The organism is Actinoallomurus acaciae (assembly GCF_042429965.1).
GTDB classification, from domain to species: Bacteria; Actinomycetota; Actinomycetes; order Streptosporangiales; family Streptosporangiaceae; genus Actinoallomurus; species Actinoallomurus acaciae.
Window position 1 is genome coordinate 20,336 of record NZ_JBHLZP010000121.1, and the last position, 2,303, is coordinate 22,638.

The window sequence follows — 2,303 nt, forward strand, 5'->3', positions numbered from 1 at the left end:
CGGCGGTGTCGCAGGCGGTGATGGTTGCCTTCGTGCCGAGTGCGGCGAGTTCGGCTGTCAGTTCGGTCGCGCCAGGAGCGTCCTCGCCACGACGGCTGAGGAGCAGGAGATGCTTGGCGCCGTGTGCGGTGGCCAGGTGGCGGGCGGTCATCGAGCCGAGGAGGCCGGTGCCACCGGTGATCAGAACGGTGCCTTCGGGGTTCGGGGGTTGGGGGATGGTGAGGACGATTTTTCCGGTGTTCCGGTGTGCTGGGCTCGGCTCATGTGCCGGAATGCGTCGCGTGCGCGGCGGACGTCCCAGGTGGCGATGGGCAGCGGCGTGAGGGTGCCCTGCTGGAGCAGGGCGGTGACGTGGGCGAGCATCTCCTGGAGCCGCTCCGGGGCTGCTTCGGGAAGGTCGAAGGCCCGGTAGGTCACGCCGGGGTGGTCGCGGGTGATGTCTTCGGGGTGGCGGATGTCGGCTTTGCCCATTTCGATGAATCGTCCGTGGTTGGTGAGGAGTCGTAGTGAGGCGTTGGTGAGTTCGCCGGTGAGTGAGTTGAGTACGGTGTCGATTCCGCGTCCGTTGGTGGTGGTTTTGAAGTGGTTTTCGAATTGGGTGGTTCGGGAGGAGGCGATGTGGGCGTGTGGGCGTCGTTTAGACCGATGGCGTGGAGGGTGGGCCATTTGGTGGGGCTGGCGGTGGCGAAGACTTCTGCGCCCCAGTGTTGGGCGAGTTGGATGGCGGCCATTCCGACGCCGCCGGTTGCGGCGTGGATCAGTACGGTTTGTCCTGCGTGTAGTTGGGCGAGGTCGGCGAGGCCGTAGTAGGCGGTCAGGAACGCGATCGGAACCGCGGCGGCCTGTTCCCAGGACCAGTCGGCCGGGATCGGTACGACCAGGCGGTGGTCGGTGACGGCGATGGGGCCGAAGGCTCCGCCCATGACGCCCATGACGCGGTCGCCGACGTTGAGCCCCTTGGTGTCGGGGCCGATCTCCAGGACCGTTCCGGCGCCCTCGCTGCCGATTCCGGTCTGTCCGGGGATCATGCCCAGGCCCACGACGACGTCGCGGAAGTTCAGTCCGGCGGCGCGCAGTCCGATCCGTATCTGACCGGGTTCGAGTGGGGCGAGTGCGTCCGGGCATGGTACGGCGGTGAGGTCTTCCAAGGATCCTTGCCGGACGGCTTCGACGCGCCAGGCGCGTTGTCCTGGTGGGGGGACCAGTGCCGTGCTGCCGCGGGCGAGTCGGGGGATCAGGATCTGCTCGTTGCGGATCATGAGTTGGGGTTCGTCGGTGGTGAGTGCTGTGTTGAGGTTTTGGGTTTCGTCGGTGTCGATGATGGTGAATCGGCCGGGGTTTTCGGTTTGNCTGATCGCATCACGCCCCAGATGGGCGCGGAGGCCAGGTCCTGGGTGTCGGGGCCGATGGCGTGGCTGGTCACCATCACGAGCTGACAGGAGGTGGAGTGTTCGTCGGCGAGCCAGTCCTGCAACACCGTGATCGCCGCCGCGGCGGCCTCTTCGGGCTCGGCCTGCTCGCCTGGGCAGCGCACCACCGCGATCTGTGGCAGCGGCGAGCCCCAATCGATCTTTCCGGCCAACGGCCGTTCGGTCGTGGTCTGCTCGCTCGTGGGTGTTTGCGGGCGGGGCGCCGGTACCCACTCCACCCGGAAGATCGCGTCGGGCACGTCCCGCACCGCGGTCGACGCGGGGCGGAACGCGACCGATTCGGCGGACAGCACCGGGCCGCCGCTGCCGTCGGCCACCACGATTCCGCAGCGGCGGTGGTCGGCGGCGTCGATCCGTACGCGTACGGCGGTGGCGCCGATCGCGTGCAGTCGGACGCCGGTCCAGGTGAAGGGGAGCAGCAGTTCTTCGCCTGTTGTTCCGGCGGCGTGCAGGCAGGCGTCGAGGAGGGCGGGGTGGATGCCGTAGCGGGCGGCGGTGGAGTGTTCCGTGCTGGGCAGGGCCACTTCGGCGAACATGGTGGTGCGCCGTCCTGCCAGGCCGCGCGCAGCCCGCGAAACGCGGGCCCGTACTGGTAGCCGCGCTGCGCCAGCGACGTGTAGAGGTCGGCGACCGGTATCGAGGTGGCGCCCGGCGGCGGCCAAGTCGTCAGGTCGGCGTCGGGGGCGGGCGGGTCGGCGTTGGTGAGTGTTCCGGAGGCGTGCCGGGTCCACTGGTCACCGGCCCCGGAGTGGACTGTGACGGGTCGTCGTCCGGACTCGTCGGCGCCCCCGACCCGCACCTGGATGGAGACGGTGCCGTCGGCGGGGATCCTTAGTGGTGTTTCGAGGGTGAGTTCTTCAAGGTGTCCGTAGC

General features: G+C 68.8%; 2 protein-coding genes and 2 pseudogenes. All 4 read right to left on the reverse strand.

From position 1 onward, the window contains the following. The coding region (locus ACFFNX_RS18080) for a KR domain-containing protein (RefSeq protein WP_378203040.1) at positions 1–151 on the reverse strand (151 nt) is incomplete at its 3' end. A 29-nt stretch (positions 152–180) separates the two neighbouring features. Continuing rightward, positions 181–666 carry a zinc-binding dehydrogenase gene (locus ACFFNX_RS18085; RefSeq protein ID WP_378203024.1) on the reverse strand — a complete coding sequence of 162 codons (486 nt, stop codon included), beginning with the start codon at positions 664–666 and terminating at the stop codon, positions 181–183. A 151-nt stretch (positions 667–817) separates the two neighbouring features. Beyond that, positions 818–1,966: pseudogene (locus tag ACFFNX_RS52500) on the reverse strand (SpnB-like Rossmann fold domain-containing protein); the annotation flags it as partial. Between the two features lie 20 nt (positions 1,967–1,986). Further along, a pseudogene (locus ACFFNX_RS18100) lies at positions 1,987–2,229 on the reverse strand (polyketide synthase dehydratase domain-containing protein); the annotation flags it as partial. Positions 2,230–2,303: the final 74 nt, after the last annotated feature.